The 24,833-nt window shown below is 36.5% G+C and carries 31 protein-coding genes; 5 read left to right on the top strand and 26 right to left on the bottom strand.

The genetic code is table 11. The features are described 5' to 3' along the window. The first annotated feature begins 111 nt into the window (after positions 1–111). Positions 112–429, top strand: a complete 318-nt coding sequence (locus NV349_RS06455) for a hypothetical protein (RefSeq protein ID WP_036127276.1) — start codon at positions 112–114, stop codon at positions 427–429. On the opposite strand, the gene NV349_RS06450 is transcribed toward NV349_RS06455, so the two are convergent. From NV349_RS06450 to NV349_RS06435, 4 genes are read right to left on the bottom strand one after another with little or no spacing between them, the layout of a single operon-like run. Next, entirely contained in the window at positions 424–1,941 is a 1,518-nt protein-coding gene (locus tag NV349_RS06450; protein ID WP_442916417.1) for a sensor histidine kinase, read from the bottom strand. The two genes, NV349_RS06455 and NV349_RS06450, sit on opposite strands and share 6 nt — an antisense overlap. Beyond that, complete coding sequence (locus NV349_RS06445) at positions 1,925–2,626, bottom strand: response regulator transcription factor (protein WP_271912643.1); 702 nt, start codon at positions 2,624–2,626, stop codon at positions 1,925–1,927. Before NV349_RS06445 ends, NV349_RS06450 begins: the two co-directional genes overlap by 17 nt. 53 nt (positions 2,627–2,679) lie before the next feature. Next, positions 2,680–3,267, bottom strand: a complete 588-nt coding sequence (locus tag NV349_RS06440) for a DedA family protein (RefSeq protein ID WP_271912642.1) — start codon at positions 3,265–3,267, stop codon at positions 2,680–2,682. Continuing rightward, on the bottom strand, positions 3,267–3,839 hold the full coding sequence (locus tag NV349_RS06435; RefSeq protein WP_089932113.1) for a class I SAM-dependent methyltransferase: 573 nt from the start codon (positions 3,837–3,839) through the stop codon (positions 3,267–3,269). The genes NV349_RS06440 and NV349_RS06435 overlap by 1 nt, the downstream gene beginning before the upstream one ends. A 295-nt stretch (positions 3,840–4,134) precedes the next feature. Between NV349_RS06435 and NV349_RS06430 the strand changes: the two genes are divergently transcribed. Beyond that, entirely contained in the window at positions 4,135–4,692 is a 558-nt protein-coding gene (locus NV349_RS06430) for a hypothetical protein (protein ID WP_271912641.1), read from the top strand. 314 nt (positions 4,693–5,006) lie between these two features. On the opposite strand, the gene NV349_RS06425 is transcribed toward NV349_RS06430, so the two are convergent. The 21 genes from NV349_RS06425 to NV349_RS06325 all read right to left on the bottom strand — a co-directional run bounded on the left by NV349_RS06425 (position 5,007) and on the right by NV349_RS06325 (position 21,246). After that, entirely contained in the window at positions 5,007–5,669 is a 663-nt protein-coding gene (locus tag NV349_RS06425; protein ID WP_058843310.1) for a M15 family metallopeptidase, read from the bottom strand. Then, positions 5,666–6,073, bottom strand: coding sequence for a phage holin family protein (locus NV349_RS06420; RefSeq protein ID WP_271912639.1), 408 nt, complete (start codon positions 6,071–6,073; stop codon positions 5,666–5,668). The genes NV349_RS06425 and NV349_RS06420 overlap by 4 nt, the downstream gene beginning before the upstream one ends. Positions 6,074–6,203: 130 nt before the next feature. Further along, entirely contained in the window at positions 6,204–6,314 is a 111-nt protein-coding gene (locus NV349_RS06415; RefSeq protein WP_271912638.1) for a CD1375 family protein, read from the bottom strand. Positions 6,315–6,316: 2 nt separating this feature from the next. Further along, on the bottom strand, positions 6,317–6,724 hold the full coding sequence (locus tag NV349_RS06410; protein ID WP_271912636.1) for a hypothetical protein: 408 nt from the start codon (positions 6,722–6,724) through the stop codon (positions 6,317–6,319). A gap of 18 nt (positions 6,725–6,742) precedes the next feature. Beyond that, complete coding sequence (locus tag NV349_RS06405; protein ID WP_271912635.1) at positions 6,743–8,191, bottom strand: hypothetical protein; 1,449 nt, start codon at positions 8,189–8,191, stop codon at positions 6,743–6,745. Continuing rightward, the gene (locus NV349_RS06400; protein WP_271912633.1) at positions 8,191–8,739 is read right to left on the bottom strand and encodes a putative phage tail protein; all 549 of its coding nucleotides are present in this window, start codon (positions 8,737–8,739) and stop codon (positions 8,191–8,193) included. The genes NV349_RS06405 and NV349_RS06400 overlap by 1 nt, the downstream gene beginning before the upstream one ends. Continuing rightward, the gene (locus NV349_RS06395) at positions 8,732–9,817 is read right to left on the bottom strand and encodes a baseplate J/gp47 family protein (protein ID WP_271912632.1); all 1,086 of its coding nucleotides are present in this window, start codon (positions 9,815–9,817) and stop codon (positions 8,732–8,734) included. The genes NV349_RS06400 and NV349_RS06395 overlap by 8 nt, the downstream gene beginning before the upstream one ends. Beyond that, the gene (locus NV349_RS06390) at positions 9,817–10,221 is read right to left on the bottom strand and encodes a DUF2634 domain-containing protein (RefSeq protein WP_271912631.1); all 405 of its coding nucleotides are present in this window, start codon (positions 10,219–10,221) and stop codon (positions 9,817–9,819) included. The genes NV349_RS06395 and NV349_RS06390 overlap by 1 nt, the downstream gene beginning before the upstream one ends. Continuing rightward, entirely contained in the window at positions 10,221–10,535 is a 315-nt protein-coding gene (locus NV349_RS06385) for a DUF2577 domain-containing protein (protein WP_036127387.1), read from the bottom strand. The genes NV349_RS06390 and NV349_RS06385 overlap by 1 nt, the downstream gene beginning before the upstream one ends. Position 10,536: 1 nt before the next feature. Further along, positions 10,537–11,499, bottom strand: coding sequence for an XkdQ/YqbQ family protein (locus NV349_RS06380; RefSeq protein ID WP_244504803.1), 963 nt, complete (start codon positions 11,497–11,499; stop codon positions 10,537–10,539). Then, a complete protein-coding gene (locus tag NV349_RS06375; RefSeq protein WP_089932105.1) occupies positions 11,492–12,175 on the bottom strand; it encodes a LysM peptidoglycan-binding domain-containing protein in 684 nt (227 codons plus the stop codon). Before NV349_RS06375 ends, NV349_RS06380 begins: the two co-directional genes overlap by 8 nt. Beyond that, positions 12,168–14,090, bottom strand: a complete 1,923-nt coding sequence (locus NV349_RS06370; RefSeq protein WP_036127644.1) for a hypothetical protein — start codon at positions 14,088–14,090, stop codon at positions 12,168–12,170. The genes NV349_RS06375 and NV349_RS06370 overlap by 8 nt, the downstream gene beginning before the upstream one ends. 493 nt (positions 14,091–14,583) lie before the next feature. After that, complete coding sequence (locus tag NV349_RS06365) at positions 14,584–15,018, bottom strand: phage tail assembly chaperone (protein WP_036127646.1); 435 nt, start codon at positions 15,016–15,018, stop codon at positions 14,584–14,586. A 62-nt stretch (positions 15,019–15,080) separates the two neighbouring features. After that, complete coding sequence (locus NV349_RS06360; RefSeq protein WP_080717163.1) at positions 15,081–15,596, bottom strand: phage tail tube protein; 516 nt, start codon at positions 15,594–15,596, stop codon at positions 15,081–15,083. A gap of 15 nt (positions 15,597–15,611) precedes the next feature. Then, positions 15,612–16,934 carry a phage tail sheath family protein gene (locus NV349_RS06355; protein WP_036127649.1) on the bottom strand — a complete coding sequence of 441 codons (1,323 nt, stop codon included), beginning with the start codon at positions 16,932–16,934 and terminating at the stop codon, positions 15,612–15,614. 1 nt (position 16,935) lies between these two features. Further along, positions 16,936–17,157, bottom strand: coding sequence for a hypothetical protein (locus tag NV349_RS06350; RefSeq protein ID WP_080717164.1), 222 nt, complete (start codon positions 17,155–17,157; stop codon positions 16,936–16,938). Further along, positions 17,129–17,587, bottom strand: a complete 459-nt coding sequence (locus tag NV349_RS06345; RefSeq protein WP_036127654.1) for a phage tail terminator family protein — start codon at positions 17,585–17,587, stop codon at positions 17,129–17,131. The genes NV349_RS06350 and NV349_RS06345 overlap by 29 nt, the downstream gene beginning before the upstream one ends. A gap of 725 nt (positions 17,588–18,312) precedes the next feature. Next, entirely contained in the window at positions 18,313–18,732 is a 420-nt protein-coding gene (locus tag NV349_RS06340; protein ID WP_230593959.1) for a hypothetical protein, read from the bottom strand. Between the two features lie 205 nt (positions 18,733–18,937). Beyond that, the gene (locus NV349_RS06335; protein ID WP_051891756.1) at positions 18,938–19,960 is read right to left on the bottom strand and encodes a DnaD domain protein; all 1,023 of its coding nucleotides are present in this window, start codon (positions 19,958–19,960) and stop codon (positions 18,938–18,940) included. Positions 19,961–20,209: 249 nt separating this feature from the next. After that, complete coding sequence (locus tag NV349_RS06330; protein ID WP_036127657.1) at positions 20,210–20,974, bottom strand: phage antirepressor; 765 nt, start codon at positions 20,972–20,974, stop codon at positions 20,210–20,212. A 23-nt stretch (positions 20,975–20,997) separates the two neighbouring features. Next, the gene (locus tag NV349_RS06325; protein WP_101966368.1) at positions 20,998–21,246 is read right to left on the bottom strand and encodes a helix-turn-helix transcriptional regulator; all 249 of its coding nucleotides are present in this window, start codon (positions 21,244–21,246) and stop codon (positions 20,998–21,000) included. A 154-nt stretch (positions 21,247–21,400) separates the two neighbouring features. Here NV349_RS06325 and NV349_RS06320 point away from each other — a divergent pair, with 154 nt between their 5' ends. The 3 genes from NV349_RS06320 (at position 21,401) to NV349_RS06310 (ending at position 23,720) form a co-directional block, all read left to right on the top strand. Further along, on the top strand, positions 21,401–21,757 hold the full coding sequence (locus NV349_RS06320; RefSeq protein ID WP_036127660.1) for a helix-turn-helix domain-containing protein: 357 nt from the start codon (positions 21,401–21,403) through the stop codon (positions 21,755–21,757). A 90-nt stretch (positions 21,758–21,847) separates the two neighbouring features. Beyond that, positions 21,848–22,348: an ImmA/IrrE family metallo-endopeptidase gene (locus NV349_RS06315; RefSeq protein ID WP_036127663.1), complete on the top strand. Its 501-nt coding sequence runs from the start codon at positions 21,848–21,850 to the stop codon at positions 22,346–22,348. A gap of 472 nt (positions 22,349–22,820) precedes the next feature. After that, positions 22,821–23,720 carry a hypothetical protein gene (locus NV349_RS06310; protein ID WP_036127666.1) on the top strand — a complete coding sequence of 300 codons (900 nt, stop codon included), beginning with the start codon at positions 22,821–22,823 and terminating at the stop codon, positions 23,718–23,720. 449 nt (positions 23,721–24,169) lie between these two features. Here NV349_RS06310 and NV349_RS06305 read toward each other — a convergent pair whose 3' ends face one another. Beyond that, complete coding sequence (locus NV349_RS06305; protein WP_036127669.1) at positions 24,170–24,766, bottom strand: TetR/AcrR family transcriptional regulator; 597 nt, start codon at positions 24,764–24,766, stop codon at positions 24,170–24,172. Between the last annotated feature and the right edge of the window lie 67 nt (positions 24,767–24,833).

Genomic DNA, 24,833 nt, shown 5'->3' with positions numbered 1-24,833 from the left:
TCTACTAAAAAGCTGTTCAGCACATAATCCTTGGCTGAGCAGCTTATGTTTTCTTTTGACGACTGAATACATTTCCTTTAGGCTGTAATTACATACTGAAGGGAGCTTTTTATGGATATTTTTATCGCTAGTAATCGACAATTACCTATCCGCTACTATGTGCAGGAAGCGGTCTGGATTCGTCGTGGAGGGAGCACAAAACTGCCAGAGTTAACACTGCCGTTTTTCGTCGAGGTAGAGATTCAAAACCACTATAACTTACAAATCATTACAGACTATATTTTTGACTTTCAAAAACAATACAAGCAAACAGAAATTCAACTCTTCATCAAGGACACAGCTCTCCTAGCAACCATGCAGGAAATGCTAGGTCATCATAAACACAGACAACATGCTATTTACATTCTTCCACTGCAATTGAACTTATGAAGCTGCTAATGGCAATGTAATAATAAAGTACAATGTCTCGTTTTTATATTTAGCGTGAATCGTTCCTCCATGAAGCTCTACGATGCTTTTGGCAATCGCTAATCCAAGTCCCGAACCTTCTGTAACATTTGTTCTCGCTTGATCCTTTTTATAAAATCTCTCGAATAAACTATCAAGCTCCTCCGTTGTAAAGGCATCACTTTGATTTGCCACGCAGATACGCACATGATCGTCTTGCCCTTCAAGAGAAACCATAATTTTTCCATCATCAGCGCTATAATTAATAGCATTAATGAGTAAATTATCAAACACACGAACAATTTTTTCCGAATCAAGCGCCGCAAAAATTTTTTCTTCAGAAAAGTGTTTCATAAAAATACGTTGTTTTTCCTCTGCTAAGGGCACTAATTCCTCCATTAGTTGATCGAGTAGCTCATTCACACAAACCTGTTGTCGTACTATTGTATTTTTATCATTCGTTAGCTTGGTATACTCAAATAAATCATCAATTAAATTTTTCAATTGCTCAGATTTAGAAAAAGCTATTTTCAAATATTCGTCATACTGCTCTTTCGTCTCATACTTCTCTTCGCTTAATAAACGTAAATAACCCATAATAGACGTAAGAGGTGTTCTCAGGTCATGTGAAACATTTGTAATAAGCTCATTTTTTTGTTGCTCGATTTTTCGCTCCATTTCGATGCTTGTCATAATTTCTTCCGCCATTTGGTTAATATTATCGGTTAGTAATGCAATTTCATCTTGTCCTTTTTTCTCAATACGATAAGCTAAATTTCCTTTTGCGATGACCATAACCCCCTCTGCCAATGCCTCAATTTGATTCATTTTACGCTTGGTACTATAGAAAAAAGATACGATAAACAAAATAACCCCAATGAAAAAAGGTATGGGCCCTTCACTTGTACTAGTTATCGCTTCACCTTGTGGAAGCCCACTCACGAAGAAATAATAATTTTTATCTTGCAGGGTTAGCGGCACTAACGTGGTAAATGCCTCTCGTGATGTTTCTATCGCACCTGGATACGTATGGTTAAACGGTTGATTGATTGCAAAATCCATGACATTTCTTATTTCTTCATGCAGAGCAATTTCTTGCTCTTTGACCTGCTTGGTTTTATATAAAATCTTCCCGCCCTCATCTGTCACAATAATTTGTAAAGCATTCTGGTCACTGTCCACCTTGTCATTTTCTTGGTCAATCCATTGCTTTAACACATTAACACTATTTTCTTGGATCGCTAATTCTGCTGTATCTTGTGCCTTATAATACATCATCTGCATACTGGCACTATAATCCACCATCACGGTCTCATTGATATTCTCAAACAATGGGAGGACTGCACGTGACACCAAAAAGCTGCCCAGCGCACATAAGATAAACGTTGTAAATAGTTGAATTCGAATGCTACGCTGAATATTGTTTTTTATCTTCGTACCGATTTGTTTGAAGAGCCCTATGAGCTTACATAAAAACCTAAAGATCTTTTTCAACTTTATATCCTACTCCCCATACTGTTTTGATATATTGAGGATTTCTTGGATTTGTTTCAATTCGCTCTCGAATTTTACGTATATGGACCATCACTGTATTTTCTGATTGAAAAGCCTCCTCTTTCCAAACCCTTTCATAAATTTGCTCTGCACTCATCACGATGCCTGGATTACGGACAAGCAATTCTAAAATCGCAAACTCTCTTGGTGTTAACTTGACTTTTTCATTATTGACAAAAACCTCATGTGTTGCAGTATTAATACGTAAATCACCGATTTCCAGCTCTTCACTATTGCTGCTATTCATGCCATTCATTTTCAGATAGCGACGAAGCTGTGATTTAATGCGGGCAAGTAACTCTAACGGATTAAAGGGCTTTGTCACATAGTCATCAGCGCCTATTGTTAAGCCAACAATCTTGTCCATATCCTGAGATTTTGCTGTCAGCATAATAATAGGCATTTCCGCAATTTCTCTTACCTTCATACACATTTCAGTACCATCCACTTTAGGCATCATTAAATCCAATACAATTAAGTGCACCTGATGCTTCTTTAATAGCTGTAAGCCTTCATCCCCATCACAAGCCTCTAGCACATGATAGCCTTCATTTTTTAAATAAATAGCGATAAGATTTCTTATCTCTTTTTCATCATCTACAATTAAAATGGTTTCTTTACTCATCTAACCCCACCAATAATCAAATATTTGTCCATTATAACGTTTCCTCATTTTAACTATTTTTTTAATTTTCGTATATAAAAATAATAAAAACTGCTGATGATTACGCTGAAAATTCCAAAATAAATACCATATTTAATAGCCAGCATCGAAATAACTTCCATTTGACTGCCAAATAATAAACCAAGTGTAAAATACATCAATGTCCAAACAAAGCCTGTTGTATAGGAAAACAAGGCATACGTTTTAAAGGGCATATTATTCATCCCCACCAAGTACGGTAGGATATGTCGAACAATCGGAATAAAATAGCTCAGAACTAATGCAAAGCGACCATATTTATTTAGTAATTCCTTTGATTTTACAAGGTATTTTGCCTTGTTCTTTTTGATAAGTTTGTCGAGCACTCGATGTCCAAAGATTTTACCAAGGAAATACCCTAGTGAAAGCCCCGAAACAACACCTAAATAGGTCAGTAAAAAGGATTTCCATACAACCATTTTTTCTAACGAAGATAAAAAGCCACCACTCATCACAATCATCTCATCTGGTAGCGGCATCCCTATAATGCCTAACCATAAACTAAAAAACAAAGCAAAATAGCCATATTGTTCAATGAATCCTAAAAGATCCTGTAGCTCCATTAACTAGCCCTCGTATGACCAAGTTTACAGCTTAGTACATATGCTGGCGGCATATTCATCCATACTTTTTCATGAGAAATATCTTCAAAATATGTTTGAAAGAATGCTTTTTTCACAAGTGAATATTGGAATGTTATAAATTTTCCATTGTGTAAACAATCCTTCACATTGCTTAAAATACAACATGATACATCAGACTTTAAAGAGGTAAATGGCAGCCCAGAAATGACATAATCAATTTTTTCTATATGGAGTTCGTCCATAAACTGCCTTAAGTTTTCTGCTGAGCCATTGACTACCACAACATTGGCTTCATGTGCAAATTGATGACGTAGCTTTTCACAAAAAATCGCATTATGTTCAATGAGAATAAGCAATGTAGCTGGCTGCTTTCTTTTCACAAGCTCTGTAGTAAAGGAACCCATCCCTGGTCCAAGCTCGACAATGCATTGAGCCGTTTCAAAGCAAATGGGTTGTACCATTTTATGAGCCAACTTTTTGGAGCTAGGTGATATTGCTCCAATTGTTTTCGGATGTTTGATAAATTCAGTTAGGAAGGTAATGAGTTGCATGTCGTTTTCTCCTCGCTTTGCTTACATTGTTGATGGTTCTAACTATAAAGAGCATTTCTTAAAGATTTGCAAGGAGAATTCTTAACTTTTTCTTAAGTTTTTACAATATTTAGTTGATATCAATTCCATAATGGTTACATCTTTGTATGGAATATTTGTAGGTTAATAAAAAAAATCACTCATTCTTTGAGATGAGTAATTTTTGACAATTAGCTATATGGAGCGACTGCTGACAACACCTTCCATTATTGATATAATTTAATAGAATAACGAATTATGTAAGGAGACAACATTTATGAATAAACCTTTTTATAAAAAATGGTGGTTTATTTTCATCATCACATTTATTGTAATTGGTGCTATTGGAACTACAAGGATTGGTGACGATCAGAAAACTTCTGAAAAGGAATTAAAGGAGAAAAATGATACCATCGTTATTGATATGAAAGCTGCAAATGATACAAGTATCCCCCTAGAGGAACGTATTGCCAAGATAGCTGCTGATTTATTTGGAACTACTACAACTGATGGCCGCGATCGAGATATTAGGGTTGAAAGCATGGGAGATACCTATTATTTAAAGCTGATGATTGATGATTCCATAACAAAAAAGAAAAAGCTAAATGATGCTCAACAAAATACAGTTAAATTACTTAAAATTTTAAAGGATGTAGAGGATATGGGTAATATCCACATCAATTGGCAAGATCACTTCAAAGATGATTATGGTAACCCTACTACTGGGTCTGCAATGACCACGGTCATTAAAAGGACGGATATGGACAAGATTGATTTAGCTAATTTCCAAGCATCTGACTTGAAAAAGATAGCTTCATATTACTATAGTACATAGTGTTTTTAAGTAAAATCGGCTTTTCAAATATGAAGTATACAATGAAAAGTCCTTTTTTAATTTATTTTGGTGACTTACAAATAACTCCTTTAATTTTGAGGGAGATATAAAAAATAGTTTAATTAAAATTATGTACGATACTAGGATACGTATGATAAAAAAACAATTATCTTAGAAGGAAACAACACTCTATGATTACTACAAGAAATTCTACTATGAAATATCTAATAGTAAGAGGGTCGCACAAGTATAGCAGATATAAAAAATAGTTATATGGCCAAGAAAGCAATTAAGCTATCTTGGTCTTTTATACTTTAGTTACTACGTTGTGAAATAATGATTTTTATTCCTGCAAAATCACCGTCAGTCAATGTACCAGCATCAAATTTTTCTAGATGTGACTTTTCAATGAGCTTTTTATCTACTGCTTGTTTAATGTAGTCACGTACTGCGGCTTTAGTTGTCTCGTTTGTAAATCGCATTATATCATCCTCCTTTTGTTTTAGTGTATCCTCTACAATAAGCTGAACCTTTCCAGCGCTACTCGTTGGCACTACTACTTGTCCTTCTAAATTATAGCCATTAGGCATTTGCCATGTTGTAGGAATTTCAAAATGAGGTGCATCGTATTGCCCTGCTGGCCAAGAGCCTCCCCAAGTGATACCTAGCTTTTTAGCTATTGTTCCCACCTTCGATAGAGTAGAAATATCATATAGATTTCGTGGCGGTGCTACAGCGATATCCCATGCTCTACGTGATGTATGATTACTATTACGCGTCCAGGTAACTACTTGCCCTGGTCTTGTTCTTCCTTGTTCATATAGATAATTTTGTCGCGCTTGGCTGCGATATGTTTCTGTGACGAATATAAAATCAATACCTGCTTTACAACACTCCTGAAAGAGTAATCGACAGGCTGTTTGTGCTGCTGCTGTTAATTCCCTTAAATCACGACATGTTGTTACACTTGTACTCATTTTGTCTTCTCCTCCTTCGTATTGAAGATTTCTAAAGCTTTCTTAACTGGTGCAGGCATGTCCACCCCAAGCTTGGCTGAATTTTCTCCTAAGCTAACAAGCTCGTTCAAAATGAACAATAATACAACTGCATCAGGAATAATCTGTCCAATTGAAAACCCTTGATCTTGTAGCACTAAATAAATTAGATTGGCTACCACGATCCAAACCCACATCATGCCTTTTTTGATGATGCCTTGATAACCTCTCTTACTGTTAATCATTCCCCAATTTGCTGCCATGCCTGATAAAAAATCAATTACATTCAATATTAACAATACTGTCATCAATAAACCCCATCCACCTACGAACCACGATACTACTCCACCTACTGTGCTAAGTAAAAATTTAAATGATTGTTCCATTTATCTACGTCCTTTTCCCTTTTTTTAGTGTAAAAAAAGCCATGAGAAGCATCGAGGTTCAGTACAATGTACCGTTTGCCCATCTCGATTGCTCTCATAGCATAAAAAATAACGCTAGCTTATGCTGCGTTTACTTGTTTTCGTTATTGAGTAAGGCTTTTACAGCTTCACGCCACATTAATGGCACTTGGTCAACTGTTCGCAAATTCATTTTAATTAAATCCCAATATAGTTTAGCCATGATTATAAGACCCCCTTAGTTGTTAGTGTCTCTACTAATTCTGCGATAGCTAACTGATTCTGTATTTTATCTTGCTGTTGTGCCTCTGCTGATTCAGCTATTGCTAATTTCAATTCATTATTTTCTGCTTTTACGGCGTTTAGCTCTTTTTGCAAGTCTTTAATTAATTGCTCTGATGACGTAGGCGGTAACACTTCGTCAAAATACTTGTAAAACAGTTCCTGTGTATCTGTGTTATAAAATAACTCGGCACGTTTACCAGGGATAGTTTCAGCTTGCGGCACTTCGTCTACTAGAATACCTAGCTTTAGCTCCTCATCTGTTAGCAACTCTGGAACGTAGACGTATGACGCAATGCGCTTTTTGTTTGGTTCATTCGTGTTTTCTAAAAATAAAAATACATTGCCCATTCTTATAGTCTCCTTTATCTACCTTAAAATTTTTAACGTACGTGTCAATACAGGTGGTTCTAGTTGTGAGTTTCTAGTAGGTACTACAAATGCGTTTTCTGACACTCCCAGACTTTTTATAACATAACTTGTGTTGTAGTCATTTTGGTATGATGCTGCGGCTTCGGACGAAATACTTTTACCATCGGCAGCAAATTTGTATAACGATAGTGTCATAGCACTAACTACCCCTAACCAATCACCTTGTGTAGTTAGCCCTACAGCGTTGCTAGCTATTGATAACTGAGGACCTGCCACTAGCGAAGTTGTGTAGTTATACAAAATGCCGCTGGTGTGTAACATACATAGTCCTCCAGTGTTGTTAGGCGCGATTCCGCCTATAACGTACGATCCTGAAAATGCAGATGTTTTACCTGCATAACCCAAACCGACTGAACCAAACATATAGATGGTGTTATAACTAGCCACAAATGTTCGGGTGTCTACGCCTACTATATAGAACGGGTATTCGTCTAAGCCCACCCCTTTAAGGTCACCGCTAGACGCTAAAAACGTACCATCTAGATTATATCTACACAGGAAATAGTATGTCCCACTGCCCCAGCCGCACAATACTGTAATTTCTTTTGTTGGACCGTTAAACGTAACGGCTATGTTATATACAGCATTTGCAGCACTGACTAAAGGTACTGTTGCTTTTTCCATTTTTAAACGTTGTCCTGTTAATGCAATCATTGTTTCAAGTCCTACGCCGCCACCTGCTACATTATCATAGTCGTAGTAGCCAATGTATAGGCGATCACCAACCACCTGTATAGAAGTAGCCCAATCATAAGCAACCGAACGTCGCCACATTGTAAAACCTGTTCTTGTATTCCAACAGACCATTTGACTATCTCGTGTTGAGTTTCTTCGCGCAAAGGCATATTCTTCTCCGTTAATTGTTGCAACTGCTCCTGCGGCATACGCGTAGTAACCCACGTTTTGTACAGGCACGTTGGTTTGTATATAGGATCGGTTAATAACGTCCATCGCTCGTATAGTTTCTCCTACACCATATCCACCCCCTTCACCCTGTAAGATAAAAGCCCCTGCACGATAACGGGCAGTATATACTCCATTTGTTTTTAAATTGCTTACTGCAGTACCCTTTGAGTTTTTTATTGGTATTGCACCCAATCCATTAATATTTAAGGTTGTGGCTGCGGAACTATTAGCATTAGCTGCAAAAGATACACCTAGGCCATCACTATAACTTGTTATCGCTGCATGTGTAACAGTTAATGCATTCGTTGTCCCTGCAACAGTTCCAAGCCATTTAACTGAATCAGTCGGGGTTGGAATTGTATTCTCTATACGTTTCATTTCCGTATCGATCTTATCAAGATTGGCATTAACCACATTTACATTATAAAAATCATCTTCATTATCCTTTGTAAAACCATAATTAGCTGTGTCAGTAGACATTACGATAACACTTCCTCTCTCATTTGTTTATGTGTATAGGCAGCCAGTTGAGCGTGTGTAAAGCGCGCCAGTGCACTATGTTGGATGTATCTGATTTCCACATAGACCAACATGTTCTGAGGCGTTACTCGCTCAAGTAATACCTCGACAATTTCAAATTCACGAGACACCGTTAACTCTAGCTTTACACGTACCCACTTCTCAGATGTACTGCGAGTAAGCTCGTATTTTCCCTCTCCTAGCAAGCTATCAAGTAGCTGTTTCAGAACTGGAAAACTATAGGGCGCTTGTTCTTGATATCTTGATAAAATACGGAAACGACGTGTTTCGAGTGTTTCGGATTCGCCTGTAACTAAACCGAGCATTCTCTCATAACGATCGGCACCGCGTTCATCTAGGGTTAAGATAAATTGATTACCTAACAATGATTCAGTCAGTTCCCATATACGCTCTAGTGATGGATTTTCAAGTGATGCAATCTTTTGAAGTTCCTTGATTTCATGGAGGATAGGAGGGAGGTAGCTTAAAATATCTACTTTTCTAGCCACTTATAGTCCCCCTTTTCGGTATTGCTTCTCTATCAAGTTCAAGGTTGCTTGCCTTGCCATTTAATAAAGTGTTAGCTATATCAATGACTCCATTAATACCAAGAATACGTGTTTCAATTTGACTTATTCGGATAATCAACCCTGTTTCATCTTCTTGTTTAGTAACTGCCGATGCCCAAAATTCCGCAAGCTCCTCAAAGTATCCATCGATTACTTCTTGGATAGCATTCTCTACATCTTCAAAAGACCATCCCGATTGAAGCGTTAGTGTTGTAACTATATTCACTACCGTTTCATTGACAGCCGAAATAGTAACGATATGATCAATAGGAGCAAGCCCGACTCCATCACCTTGCGCATCTAACGGATCCATCAGCTGTTGTACTAACCCCACTAATTCATTGGATGGCTTCGAAAAAGTAGAATCGATGATTGTAACACCAACAGTGCCGCCTCCATACTTCGCTCGGTAGATGCGTGCACCTCCAACCCCAGGTATGTTTCCAACTCGCTCTTTGTAATCAGCGCGATTCCCACCAAACGAAATACTTTCAAAGCTATTGAAGTAACGTGCCCTAAAAGCCTCTGTATCTTCTTCGTTCTCTCCTGGAATCAACAAGTCCGTTAACTGTGCCGTCTCAAGACCTGCAATGTAATCAATCGGTATAAGCTGCCCTATCTCGAAATTTCCAACTTCACCCTCTGTTTCACACTCCATCTTAAAAACACCTTTTTCAATTTTTTCAAGGGCTACGTAGTTGTATTCTTCCTGTGAAAATCGTGCGCCTAACGGAACATCAATATTGAATACTCCTTTTCGAATAGCTTTCGTTGCAGGGGTTGGACTAAGCCCTCGTTCAGCTGCACGCCTTACTAAATTTTCCCGTGAGGCCGTATCTGCGAACATTTCGTTTTCGTAGTTCAGCAATGTAAAAAGTATTTGAGCTGTCTCAGCTGTATTGGCTGCTGTTGCCTGATAAATTAACGATGTCTCTCGTTTATCCTGTGTTGGTACATTGGATAGTTTCTGAACTAATAAATCCTCATAGGGAGTATTTAAATCAAAGGCTACTGCCATCAATAATCCACCTCTTTCTCTGCTGTGATTTCACCAAATATGGTATGTGCTGTGTATTGAATATGCACTTTATTTTTATTTGTTGTTACTTCAAAAGTATCCACTTCTGTAATGCGATCATCCTGTAGTAAAGCCTCTTGGATGCGTCGTTTTACTTCGCTAACAACATAGACAGTTGGTTGCCCAATTAAATCATTAGTTTCAAAGCCTGTGTTCCAGCTGTAAATTAAATGATTGTATCGTTCGATATTGAGCATTAAAAAAATCGCTTGTTTCAAGGCCTCTAGTTCATCAACGGTGCCATAACAGCGATCTAATTCGTTATTTATTTTAAAAGTATTAGAAGGTTCAATTTCTTCCTCAAAATCGAATGCCAGTCCATCATTTATGACCTGTGGAATCATCAAATCACCTCTTTATCTATAATTAAATATTGTTGACCACCATGCACGCGAATCATCGTCACTTTGTCACCTGTTATTAAGCCGTTAAAGACTTTAGCTTTCTGCTTTGCTCCACCATTCACACTCATCTCTACTTCATAATCCATAACAGCACGGGTGAGCTTCAATTGTTTTTCTTTTAAAGTCAATTTTTGATCGATTTGAACCTCTAAAGGACCTACACTTATTACATTGCCGTAAATAACCGTAGCAAGCTTCTGTGCATTGAGAACGCCCAGAACAAGTTTCTGAATTTCTTTTAAAATATCCTCCATACTACGCAATGAAATCACCGCCAATCAACGTTAAATCCATACGATGATTAGATTCCTTGAAGGTATGCTTAACACTTTCTACCATCATGAAATTGGCTACTGATACGTCACCAACATACAACAGCACTGCTACCTGACTTCCTCCACGCACAATTGGATTACCAAACACCTTATTGATGTGTAATTTTCGTGATTTACGGTTATAGAACTTGAGCATGCTTGCAGCTTTAGCTTTGCCGTTTTCACCTTCCTCGAACTTATCTGTTAACTGAAGTACACCCCACTCAGTTATCCTGCTATCGTCTTGGACAATGTAAGTATCACGTTCACCAGTCTCTTTATTCTCACGTTCTAACTTGATTTTATTGTACGTGTTTTCATCAATGGATGAGGTGTACTCAAATGATTCACCTGATTCTTCATCTATCAGTAAATCTGTTTGAAGTGTCTTAGCTTCACGTAAATTCAAAGCTCCAAAGTCATCATAGAGCACAAATAGCCTTTGAGTATTAAGAGTCGTTTCAGCCAAGGCATTATCCATGACAGTGAACAGTTCTTGATTATCCTCAACCATAGAAGGAATAACGTATTTTGTATTGTCTATAGTGCCTGTCTTTAATTTAAAGTCCTTTGCAATCATTTGAAGTACTTGAGCAGCTGTTTTATTCTCATACCTATACGTATCTTTATTTTTAAAGTAGCGGAGCTGATCGTAACAAGTAACCGTAATGATTCTGTTATTTGAACGTTTTTTGATAAAAACAAAACCATAGAAAACCTTGTGTCCGTCATATTCGAAACGGACTGCATCACCCTCGTGGAAGCTGAGCATATTATCCTTAATTACATTGAATGTCAACTTTCCTGGAGTACCTTTCCGATTTGTTTCCCACACTATACCTTCCTCTGCAACGCATTCGTATAGCTGCCCTTTACTCATGATATATAGTTTTGATTTAGCCAAGCTTTATCACCTGCCCTGCTTTAATCATGTTTGGATTACTAATATTATTGATTTTTGCTAACTCAGTGTATTTAGAGCCATCACCTAAGTACTTCTTAGCAATAGCCCATAATGTTTCACCTGATTTAACGGTATGTGTTTTTGGGGTTTCTTTGCCTGTAGTTGGCCGCTTCTGCTCTACTACAGCTTTCGATTCGGTTTTTGCTGTACTTCCTGCATTATTAGCTTTTGTAGCTGGCTTCAAGTTGATTTTTTTATTGCCGTACTCCCTGTATTGTTTTAACTGGATTCGTACAATAACATCAAAGCCATTATCGGCTGATTCCTTAATCTCATAATCCTCAAGTGATACTGTCATATTTGTGTCAAATAGTAAGTTCCCGTTCGGCATCATACGATTAACGATAAACTGAAAGGGTTTGTCAGAGATTTTTAATTTTTCTAGTTTATCAAGATAAAATGTAGCTGGTTGAAAACCATTCGGATAAACAGCAAACGGATAGTTGACGTTAGGGAGTAATACCTCAATATCTATATCCGTTAGCCCTGTTCTCTTTATTACATTTACTTCTCCTTCATTCATTAACACCATAGTTTCGTTTCTACCATTAATCTTTAGAGCTAGTTCAGAAGGCGCAATAGGAAACTGTAAACCATCTAGAAAAAAATTATACATCTTCGATTGAACCCCCTTCCGCTAGCATTCCTGAAACTTCTTCAACACGTTGACCAAATCTATCAATAATGCCATCAATATCTAATTCACTGTTGATACGGTTTTCATTTTTCATATCTACTTTGATTTCTGCCGTTGTATAACGATTAATCGCTTCACGTTCAGCTATATCACGGAGATACTTTAAATCCTCATTCATTATTTTAATACCCTCAGTTGCTTTTTCGGTATTGTCTGCTGTTTTCTTACCTAGCTCATTACCTTTATCGAGTTTGTCACCTAACGCTAGCGCATTATTAATGTCATTTTTCATCTTATCTTCTTTATTACTGTCGTTTTTTTCTTCACCCGATTTAAATAGATTGGCTCCCCAATTGTAGCCTTTATCCCAAGACTTACCAAGATCCTTAAATTCCATTTTCGGCGCTTCCCAATAATCATCAGGAGCTTCGCCAATCCAGTTATCCAAAACTCCTCTAAGACCTTTTAGATCACTTGTAATGGACTCTCGGTGACTATACTCTGTGCCCACTTTTAAACCTACAGAAGATGAAATATTCTCTGGTAATAGCTTCACAAACCAATTCCAAGCTCGTATCGCAAAGTTAACTGCGTCAACAATAGCATTAACAAAGCTTGTAGCAAATCCATCCCATCCACTAATCATTGAAATAATTAAATCTAACATATTGGTTGCTAGATTATAAAATAATTTCTTGACCGAATACATCGGATTTTTCCATACATTTACAAAGAATTCCACAAAAGAGGCCCACAAATTCCACATATAGGCTACTCTATTATAAATCCATGATCCTAACACCATGAAAGCCCCAGCTATTATTCCTGTAGCACTAACCGAGGTCCCAGCAAAATAATTGAAAGCGGCTACCGCTAAATAGAAAAGACCAATAAGAATTACAATGGCTATTACTAAAATAAATATTGGATTGGCTGCTATCGCTGCATTTAAGCCCCATGCTGCGGCCGTTGCGGCTGATGTTGCAGACACACTCGTCCATGTAGTTGCTGTTAATAGTCCAATTGCAAGCGTTCTTAAACCAGTCCAAATCGTACTCGCTATTTCGGCTGCTTTTACTAGTAGTAAAGCGGACTCGTATACCAACATTGCCGCTGCAACAGTACTTATTATAGGAACTATAAACGACCAACTATCCTTTAAACTTCCATCGGGTATAAAAAAATTCAATGTACTCGAGGCAATTGAAGATAATTTCTCCATAGCAATAGCTGCATTTTGCACGAGCTCCTTAAAAAGATCGCTTTTTACAATCCCATCAAATATTCCCTCAAAAGCCAAACCAAGTACAGCATTCCTTATCTTGGCCATAGAAATTTCACCACTACTTGCTATTTCTCGTAATTTCTCAATGAAAGCATTAAGGTAATTCGTAGTATTTTGGACACCATTTGACGTAGACTGAAATACGTTATTTAAATCCTGGCCTTGAAGGTTTCCACTTCCCATTGCTTGTGTTAAAGGTTGCTCGGTTGTTTGTAAACCATTGTTGATTACATTTAACCCAGATGTGGTGTTATGTTCATTGGACAAGAGTACTCTCCCAACTACTTGAAAATCTAAATATTTCCCTGCTATCTCCTTGATTTTAGTTAATAATCCACCAACTGCTGTAGTACCATCCCTAATGTTGTTGCTAAAACTTTGTTGAGCATGATCAGCATTACGAATTTCCTTTTCAACTCTATTAAATTGCTCAGCAGCTCTAGCTAATTCTTTCTGAGCTAGTTGAACACTAGAGGTATCTATCATTTGCCTAGAAGCAGCATGCATAGCTTCCAACTGATTGACCATCCTGGAAACCATTTTATGCATGACTTTAATTGGTTTACTTAAACGATCTTCAATTTGAATTGCCGTACGGATTGTAGCCATGAACTCTCACCTCTTTATTAAAAAAGCATCCTACTCAAAGGATGCTTTTTATGGCTATTGTTTAATAATTTGTACTTTAACTTTCTCTATTTCTTAGTAAATTTATATATTTTCTGTTGTTTCCAACTACATTATCCTGCATGGTTAAATTCACAAGACTCCAAAGTAACTTTCCACCCTTTTAATTGAAAACAGACAGAATTCAAATAAATAAATGTCCCTTTTTTATATCATATCTTTTAAAGAAACATATAAAACAGCTAGCTTAACGATAGCCATTTAGGTTAACAAGCTACTTCCTAACGCTTTCTACCTTTTCTAGACCCTCGTTTTGCCTCTCGTTCTTGCTTCTTATCTTCTTCGATTTTGATCCTTAGAGACGCTATAATACAAGCTTTATCTGCCAAGGATAGTGACACATATTCAGACGGAAGGCGACGCATTTTGTGCACCCACCAGTGCATTATATTAGCCTCACCATCACCGTCGTCTATTAGTTTTTTATTTCTTCAACCATATCCTCTAGCTCAGCTTGATACCCATTGACTTCCTGTGCTACCGCTGAGGCATCTGCAATCTCACCGATTGTCAGCATCTTTCCAAGTAAAGCATCTGCCCCCATTACACCATAAGAATCCTGTAGCTCTTTATCGTTTAAATTAGGATATACAATTGATTCTACAGTTAATAAACGTTGGTATTTAAAATGATCAAAATCAGTATTATACTGCCCCTTACGCTTTCCTTGCATGATCATAGAACGCTTAGTAGATTCAGATTTTAATTCCTCGTCCCGTTCTGGCGAAATTGGCGCGAACTCCCATTCAATTGGATCGCCATGTTCATCCACGAATTTCTTTGAAATAGCATGCTTAATGTTTTCATTTTGCTTTTTATTGTGTGCAAAAAATGCAGTTAAGTTTGACATAATTAATCACCATATCCTTTTTATTTATATTTAAAAGAGCCCATATATAATGAGCTCTCGTCTTATAGCATTTCTTGTAAAGTTGTAAATTCTTCTGGCATATCCCAATCCTCGAAAGTGAAATCTATAGAGTCTTCTAAGTACTCCGCATCTGCATCTAATGCAGCGATGATCCCTCCATCCATATTACAATCAATTAGAATGGTTGTTTGACGGCCTACCGACGCTGAGCCATCTTCGTTAGTCACTTGGATATCAAAATAAATATCCTCCCCAGTGTCTTTGTAACGCTTTAATAACTTACGGAATATTGAAGTATTAAAGTGGAATGTAGCGCTGCCTGTATACTCCGCGCCAGTAGCTTTGTTACCCTTAGCTACACGCCCCATAATAGGAACTTGCGTTTTAGTTTTATCCATACGGGCTTCTAAATTAATTAATTGAGCAAATAAGTAACGACTGCCTTCAACCGTCACGTATGCTCGGCCTTGAGCGCCATGAATGGCATTGCGAGCATGCATAGTAGCATCCGCAAAATACTGTAGATTCATTGGAATTAATGTTTTGTTTGATTTCATCTGTTTGCCCTCCCCTTATGCTACTGTTGTCGTGATGTAAAGTTGTGACATCGCAACCGTAGGAATCACGACTTCATTTACGACAACAGCTTTCTTTGAATTACCTTGTGCCACGGTTAGTTCATCTTTGTTGTAATTTTGAATAGCTCTAATACGTTGCATTTCCATTCGAAGACTACCAATGTCATTCCATAAAGAAATTCGACCATCTTGATCATTTGGCACCTGACCTAAATAATGAGTGTTAAACAATTGAGCTGTATCAATTGCAAGCTGATCAAGCACACGAATGACTTGATTCAAACTGAAGTCCTCGTTTTTCTCATCTGAAAACGATGTAAAGGTATTCACATCTTCAAGTACACGAATTTCATCCCCAACACGATGTAATAAATATTTGCCAGCCTTTAATAACGTTGTGAGTTGTGACTGTGTCTTTGTTTCAGACATATCAACTGTAAATTCACCTTCGTATTTTTTATTAGTATTTGACTTATTGACAGCTACTCCAGCCTGAGCACCAGATACCCAATATACTGCACCAAACACTTCTTCTTCTGGTCCATTAGTATCGTTTTGTACGTCAATAATCCCTTCATGGTTAGTACTGCCAAGTTTATGACCTACAAGTTGGAATTTACCACCGATTTGGTCACGAATACGCTTTGTATACTCAATATATAACGATTTAATTGAACTTTCTGAAGACAAGCAGCCAAGAGTATTGAAACCATATGCTTCTAAAGCATCTAGTGCCTCTTGATGTGCCCCACCAGTAATAGCTAAGCCATTGGAACCTCCAGCTAATGCGGTACCAGCTGTAACAGCTAAAGTTGCATTCGTTTTAAACACAACAAAATCATTAGCGATTAGTTCTGTAGCAGTAGCTACCGCCATTTGTTCGTCTACTAACACATTAGCTAGCAATGTTTTAACATCGAATTTCGATGGCTCATCGACATTTGCCTGAATGACAATCGTAATATCATTCCCTCGTGCACCTTTGTACTTAGCTGTTGCAAAATCATTTGTAGCCGCTTCTGCATCCACAGCAAGTTTGTAAAAATAAACCGTGATAGCATTTTTAAATACATCACGGATACCTTTCATTTTTGAGTCCATATATTCATAACCAAAAATTTTGCGAGAATTCTTTCGTAAATCCTCTTGTGTTACAGCAAATACTTCGCCATCTACGCCCCAGTCAAGTGCAATTGGCAAACCAACGTAACCGCGATTGCTTAGATTTACAAATGCACGAGTAGCGCTAATAAAATTGTGATATTTCCCTGGTAATACTTTGTTTTGTGATAAAAATACTCCTCCACCTAACGCCATATTAATTACCTCCCTTATCGAATTTCTTCAGTATTTCATCCACTTGAGCGAATGAATAAGTTTTTTCTTTTTCTAACAATGCATTGAGTGCATCACGGCGATCTTTATATTTTTGACTTTTTGAAAGTTGCTCTTTTGTAAATTTCGGTAAATTCGAACTAATTACCTTTTCAACGTTTTTGCTTTCCATCGACTCAACCTTCTTCTGAATTGCTTTCGCCAACTGAAACCACCTCTTCTTTGTTAATATTATGATCTAATGACCCCATAAAAGCTTTCTCTTCAATTTCTTGTAAGAAGAAATTAAAATGAATAAAATTATTACTAATGCCTTCAATAACTTCGCTAGTTGCTCCGGTACCAAGCAGTAGTGAACCATTTAACAATGTTATTTCTTTGATTGCTTGTTGAACCTTTAAAGTCATATTAGACGCCTCAGGTATGCCATTTTTAGGGAAATACTTCACGTTAAAATGTGCTGTTACTTTCCATCGACCACCTATTTGTCGGATATGCTCTAAGCTCAAAAATTGAATTAAAAAAGCAGGCGTATTAAACTCCTGCGGTAATTCATCAATATATTTTTTATATTCCGCTCCGAAAGCTTCGTGGAGCTTACTAGATAAAGCGTTTTGAATATCATAAATTTCCATCAAAAGCCTCCTTCAACAAGTTAGTTAGTAAACATATGAATATAGAATTAAATACATCGAATCACTCACTTTCAAACGTTTTGGTAGTTCATTAAGTAGTTTTTTCAGCTCATCAAATCGTTCTAACATTGAACCGTCAATCCTTTATTCATCTCCAACTAAAAAACGCCCTTCCTTATACCGAATAGGAAAGCGTCGTTTTAACTTTTACTTGAACGTTAGCCATTCCACATAGCCTCCTTTTCAAATGGTTGCTTGGAATACGTTTTGTGCTTCTTGGAGTGATGGGATTGCTATAGCTGCTACTCTTGCCCATTTAGTTCTATCCTACAAATTTTTCAACTGAAAACCACTCCTTTTTATGCCTCAAACAAGTTTATGGGACATTGATTGGTCGACGGTCTGTCGCCTTGGTCATTTATTGTTTTATAAATTCCAAAAGGTGAAATCCTTAACCCGTCGTCCTACTTCCAAGTTTACATTATCTATTACTTAAAATGATATGTTTGGAACGTTTGGAACATCTGTCACACTTGGAACATTTGGCAAGTAAAATGAAATATTATCAATCACTCTTAAATGAATACTAGAATAAAATAGTAGATACTATATTGTCGTCTAAATGAAAAAAGTATATAACAAAATAATAGCTCTTCATTTCTGTTAGCCCAATAAAACCCCTAGTAAAATATTTAAAGGTTCACAAAAAAGAAGTAACCCTTTGGTTACTTCAGCATCATATCTAAAACTCTTTCTCGCACACGTTGTACGCTAGTATGACTCATATTAAGATTTGCACCAATCCAGCGGAATGGCATGCCTTCTAGTAACCAGAAAAGTACTTCCTGTTCAAGGTCGCCAGTTACCTTGTCAGCTAAATTTTGAACTAATAGTAGCTCATCTTTAATCTTGTTCATGCGCTCCTCGCGTAAAGCTCTCATTTGAACATGAGCATGCACTGGGTCGCTTGTTCTTCCAATAGCTTTTGGCATTGCTGCCTCAAAGCCATACTTTGCTGTAGATGTTACAGCTGTTAATGAATCTAGTTCATCCTTCATTCTCATGTACTTGCACATATTGTCATTGTACTTTTTAATTGCCTTATCTAGTTGGTAACGATTTAGTTGTATTTTCTCTTTTATCATAGTTATGCCCTCCTATGTATCTTTTCAATTCTCTCTGCTCTAGCATTCCACCACTGGCCGTTATAACAAATGTTTTTTACATTGTGCTAAATAAATGTCAAACGCACACCCTCAATATACGTTTTGTTTTTTAAATGCTCTTTCATCCTTGAACACCAAAACATACGATCATGCAATCTCATTTTTAGTCATTGCTCATACACTCCTATTTACCAAGCATTTCTAAAACCTTTTGTCTTTCAGCTTCAAAATCTATCGTGTTGTTATTAGACTCAGCAGATGGAATTGATGACTCGTCTTTATCATTACGATTGGCGAACCACTCTGGCACTATCTCTGTACGACTGTTAGACTTTTGATAAGAATATCGGCTAGATTGCTGTCTATTTTTTTTCTCCCTTTCTTCCTTGGCCTTTAATTGCTCAACATTCTTAATAAAAGACTTTCTCCAGTTTGCTAAAATTTGTTCTGTATACTGCATTGGTATGTTTGGTTGATGTAGTGCCGTTATTTTCATGGCTTCATAAACAAGTGCTGGATTATTTTCACTTGCCATGCGTTCTATGCACTCGCAAATATAACTAGATGCTCTTTGAATGTTTTCATCATAGAATTTAGTTAAGAAAATTAATTGTTCCTCAGTGACTGTCGACTGACTGACTATTTCACTATCTGCTGTTTGTTTTTGTTTTTCTTTTTGTTTTTCTTTTTGTTTTTCTTCCCCACACACTTTAGAAGGTGTATCGATAGGGTATTGATACGGTATCGAACCATTGTCATTACTAGGATTAAGTTCTTTCTGCTCATCCTGTACTTCTAATAGTATTGATACGGTATCGAGACTGTATCCTAACTGTTCCAATGAGGTAACATAGCTCTTAACAAATGGGGTATGTTTTACTGCAAACAGCTCTTTTTCGATACATTTTTTAACTTTAGGCGAATTTATAAAGTTGTATTTTGCCCAGTTAATTAGCATGATTTCTTTCGTTAATTCGTTGTAAGTAATTTTTCCGTATTCAAAGAACCTTTGTAATAGTTTCTGTACTGTTTCACGGTTATAACCTGTATGCATTTCTATTACTCTGTAAGGTAATTCGTAAATACCACATTGTGTTGTATTATTGTTTGTCATCAAATACAGATAGAAATATTTCTCCTCTGGTGTAAGATCTAATACAAAGCCGTCATCCCAAAAAGTTGTGTGTACATGTCTGTATTTAGCCATTTTCTCTCCCCCTAATGTGTTCTTTTTACTATGTGGTTGACACTGATGTTGTCTAACTAGTGGATCGTTTAAAAAGTTATTTGAAATCAGGTTCGAAGGGGACAATTGTTTTTAATTGTGCTAAATCAACAAAACGTACTTTGGGATGAAGAGTGACTCTAGTAAAGTTATTTGAGTTGCCTTCTATTCTTTCTTTAGTCATGATGAAAAAATTTCGAATCACCATCGATTCGTTCACTATTGTACTAATCATATTGTCACTACCTTGCCCAAAAACTTATTAATAAAGTAAGCCTGTCCTTTACTAGTGATTTTAGATGTTTTACTAATACTGATTTCCCCACTGTTATGATGAATAGGTGTTTCTTTAATTTCGAACAAACCCAGTTGCATTGATTTTTGTGTTGGTGAATTGTAAGCTGATCCTTTACGCTTGATTAAATAGCCATTTTCTCTTAGCCATTTGAATAGACGCTTTTGTCCAACATCTATACCATTTTGCTTTAAGATTTTGGCGAACTCTCCAATAAGAATGCTTGTTTCACTAGCTTGTATTGCATCTGCAAATAACACTTTTGTTTTTTGTGAATCAATCAACAATCGCTGCTCAACCATATTTTTCTCGTTATTTTTGATTTTTTTACTGGCAATTAATAAAGCTTTAGCCATAATTGATGCATCATCATCGTTTTCGATAGTAGTGATATAGCCACCATCCTTTCTAACTGAGGGTAAAACTTCTGATTTAACCCATTTTTTAAATGCTCTTGCCGTTGGTTTACGACTTGCGAATATTAGTTCATAAAGTCCAGATTCATTGACAATGTTTGTTTCACCCTGACGCCCTAAGTTGAACTTCGACCGTTCATCATTTTCTAAACGGTTAATTGCTACAGTAGGATTAGTTAGTGCTAATACTCTACAAACATCCGCGGCTACAAACCAAGGCTCGTTATTTAATTCAACAATTCGAACGTTTTGATTATGAAAGTTAAAAGTTTGCAATCGATTCATATAAGAACCTCCAGATTAGTTTCTTACCAAACACAACAAAATGTTGTTTTATTTTTCAAAAAAATTTTTGATGGTGCCATTTCAAATAGGTCAGAAATTGCTAATGCTACATCTAAGGACGGTGTGCGTACTCCCTGTTCAATCATTCCATAATAGCTTTCACTAATAGTGATACCGAGTTCAATATCAAGTTTTTCCACTACATCTTTTTGCAACCAATTTTTTTGTTTTCTAGCATCAATAAGTATTAACCGACGATTTGTTGTTTCCAAAACCACACCCCCAACTTTTTATGGTTTTATATTACCCAACAAAAAGTTGTCTGTCAAACCAAAACTAGATTTTTTGTTGTTTTTTATTTTTATTTAACTACAAACCCAACAAATTGTTGTATAATTAGGTTACATATTTAAGTGAGGTGTAATCATGTCTAACGTACCGCAAAGGCTTAAAGAGTTAAGAAAAGAAGCTAAATTAACACAAGCAGATGTTGCCAAATTCTTAAATATTTCTGAAAGTGCATACGGGTATTATGAACAAGGCCGCAATGAAATTTCCATAGGAAGCCTTCAAAAGTTAGCAGAAAAATACGATGTAAGCGTAGCGTATATATTATGTGAAACAGATGAAAAACAACCTTTTGATAAAGATGAGGCTGCTTTCCAAGCATTTGCTAATGATCCAGAATTGCAGGTCTTTTATAAAGAACTTCCTAAGTCAGATGAAGAAACTGTTCGCCGTTTACGAGACATTTGGGAGATTATCAAACATGAAAAGAAATAATATTTTTTAGCCCTTCTTCCTAGAAGTGGGCTTTTATTATAAATCAAATAAGAACATACGTTTCATTACAAGGAATTTGGGGATGGTTTTATGTCATATACTACATACACCGAAGATTTTATAGAAAATCTTTATACTAAATTAGAAATTTTGTTACCACATCAACTAGATGTAAATGAAATAGCCTACAAGTTAGGCATTCTAGTATATTTCTGGGATAATCCCAGTCAAGTCCTATTTTTAGGTGATCAGGCTTATATTTTTTTAGATCAAAATCTGTCCCCTAAACAATTGTGGCAAGATTTTTGTCATGAACTGTGTCATGTTTTATTTCATAGTGGCAGTCAGGAAAAGATGCCCTACTCGTGGATTGAGTATCAAGAGTGGAAAGCTAATAATTTTATGGTACAAGCATGTGTACCAACATTTATGTTGAATAAAATTACCTTACCGGAAAGCGAGGATAAAGCCATTCAACTAATTCAAGAGCTATTCAATGTTGAATGGGATTTCGCTTATAAAAGATTAGAACAATATAAAAACAATAAATTTATGCATGAATTAGATGCAAAAGCAGCGAAAATGTACTAAAAGGAAATGCTGATGAAATTTTCCAATATTAGCAATTTCACTTAGATACCTGTTCATGAGATGCAAATGAACTTAAAGTTACCCATAGTAATAATCGGTGATTGCTTCCTAAATGGTGAAGAGGAATTTTTGTATCCATAATTTGCTTGGTCCTAACCTTAATGGCTTAGTAATTAAAACACTGTATTTTCTTTAGCAACTACATATCGAACATCATCACTTTTACTGAAATGATTTATTGGATTTCAGGGTACAAAACGTGGTACGTATTAAATGAGTATCCCCTCCCCCTCTATTTTAATGTATCTCCATTTATGACTAATATTTTCCTCAAGAGTCATAAAAGATTAAAAGGTACATTGTTCTAATGATTATTTCCTACATAAAATAGGCATACAATTGCTGCCAAACGAATAGAAACCTATATAGAGAACAATTAGTCATGGGGAAAAATAAAGTGGGGTGTGAAAGGATGCTTAAAGTAAATGATGCAAAAGAAATGGTACTTGGAATTGTGCAAGATGACCCATTGTTTGTTGCACTACAACATACGCCTTTAGAGGAGAATCTTTATCAGGATGCTTATTTAACAGATATCGATGAATCCAAACACTATACAATAGCAGAAGTCGCGGGCTGGTTTGATATTACAGACGCTATGCTTCGCTACTATTTAAAACCATTTGAACAATACATTTTTGACAATACATCGCCGAACGTGAATGGTAATATTCGTTTAAACCTACCTGCTATAGTAAGGCTAAGAATGATTTTATTATTGAAGGATGAGTATCGTGTGAGGGGGATAAAATTATTGCTAGGCATTGATGATAATGGTCAGTTGCTGAAACATCAAATTACCGCAACGACTATGGATTCTGATGATTTATCACATAAAATTGATGTGCTTGGAAACGTCCTACAGCAGATGATCCAAACTGGCCTCTTTCAAATTTTGCCAGATGAAGAGCAAGGAACATTACAAGTAAACATCAATCAGGATTTTCTTGCTCAAAATATTCAGCGATTATCCGCAGACTCCGCTCTTCAAGTAGAGGAAATTCAAAAAGAAACAGTAGAATTGAAACAAGAAAATGAACATCTCCAACAGCAAATTTCAGAGCTACAAGAAAACAGTGTGAAGGATATTGTGCAGAAGATTAGAGAGCGTCATATAGAAAATGAGATTGTATCTACTTTGCGAACGGAAGCATTACGGCTTTTTTCAGAGAAGCATAAAGTAAGTTTTTTCACTAAAATGTTCAAGTCAGCTCAAATTGAGATGGATAAGGAGCAATTTGTGCTAAGCTATATTTCTCAGCATTTAGAAGAACGCTTGGAAGTGGCATTGAACGATTATTATGACAAATAAATTTGAACAAAGGGTTATCAGCAGAACATGCGTGAGACTAGCTAAAAGGCTCATCGTCATGTTCTTTTTTATATGCGCATAATGCGCTAGCTATTTATACTCCTTACTATTACTACCTTGGTGACAATCTTCGAAATGTTGTTTTCTTATGAGCTAAACATAACAAGGCTATTGTTGCAAAATTTCGGTCTACTTTTGTTGTAGCAGTAAGGCTTTAAAACTTGCTATGCCTATCGTGCTGGAATTTTTAATATCTTTTATCACATTGAAGCACTTAATAATAGGGGGCAATCTATACATTGTTCGGTTCAAATAAAATTCAACTAGATTGCTCTTACCGGTGGATGCTTGGCAGTCATTTTCTAATTGGTGTACTTTGCGATAGTTTAGCTAGTCATTTTTTCGTTAAACGAGATTGACAATTATCATCCCCAACCGCTACAGTGCCGTTAACTATTGGCTACTACATTTCCTAAAAATCGTAATAATCGAAAATGGAGGGCGACCATTTCTTCTACCGTTAAATTTTCATTGCCTTTGTCAAGCCACTCCTGAATTACACCCAGAATGGCAGATGCGATAAAGGCTTGTAAGTATTGCTGAAATTCCGGATCCTTTACTTCCTCACGAATCACTGATAATCTGTCCAAAATATGATTGCCAAAGATAGTTTTCATCTTTTGTGTAAAAGCAGGACTTCCTTGCTCTCCTAATAACATACGAAAGGCTGTTGCATGCTCTTTTATACATGTTATCACTTTAATAAAGGGTTGATAGAATTGACCCATTTTTAATGTTTGGAATGCTTCCACTGGTTGAACATGTTTGACATAGCGTTCTAATTCCATTAATAGCTCCTGTTGCAAATCCTCCATTACGTCATATTTATCCGTATAATGTAAATAAAACGTTCCACGATTGATTTGGGCCGCTAACGCTAAATTTTTGACGGTCACACGTTCAAAGCCGACCTCCTCTACTTGCTGGATAAAAACCTTTTTAATGGCTTGCTTTGTTTCAAAATTCATCTTTTCATGTACAGACACAAACTTCCCTCCAGTTACTTAACACTTACAGGCAAACTGTTGATTGTATTTGTTCACATGCTACCGT

Origin of the sequence: Lysinibacillus sp. OF-1, from assembly GCF_028356935.1 — a bacterium.
Taxonomy (GTDB): Bacteria; Bacillota; Bacilli; order Bacillales_A; family Planococcaceae; genus Lysinibacillus; species Lysinibacillus fusiformis_D.
Note: the sequence above shows the minus strand (reverse complement) of the source record. Positions and strands in the feature narration are given on the sequence as shown.